The organism is Streptomyces tailanensis, from assembly GCF_008386495.1.
GTDB classification, from domain to species: domain Bacteria; phylum Actinomycetota; class Actinomycetes; order Streptomycetales; family Streptomycetaceae; genus Streptomyces; species Streptomyces tailanensis.
In genome coordinates this window covers 1-338 of record NZ_VTHJ01000114.1, presented here as the reverse complement: position 1 = coordinate 338, position 338 = coordinate 1, and the positions used below count along the sequence as shown (strand labels likewise).

The window sequence follows — 338 nt, the reverse complement described above, 5'->3', positions numbered from 1 at the left end:
GCCAGGCGGCGAGGTGGTCGGTGTTGGTGTCCACGTCGGCCAGGCCGCCCGCGCGGGCGGCCTCCAGTGGCATCGTCTGGGCCGGGGGGGGATGGTCCAGGAGGCGGTGAGGTACCAGCGGCCCCGGCCGGTGTCTTCGTGGATGCGGTACGCGACGGCCCGGTTGGCGGTGATGCGGTCGGCCCGCTGCTCGCCCCGGTGCGCGAATGCCACGCGGGAGGTGAGGACGTACCGGCCGTGCGGGGCATTGGCCAGGTGCGCCAGCGGTGTGGGCAGCTTGACCGACACCTCGCCGTCGGCAGTGACGCGGATGGTCTCGTTGCCGTACCGCTTGCCGG

Annotated in this window: 1 pseudogene; it reads right to left on the bottom strand. The window is 74.0% G+C overall.

Annotated features, from left to right (window positions below):
* Window positions 1-338: pseudogene (locus F3T56_RS49065) on the bottom strand (hypothetical protein); the annotation flags it as partial.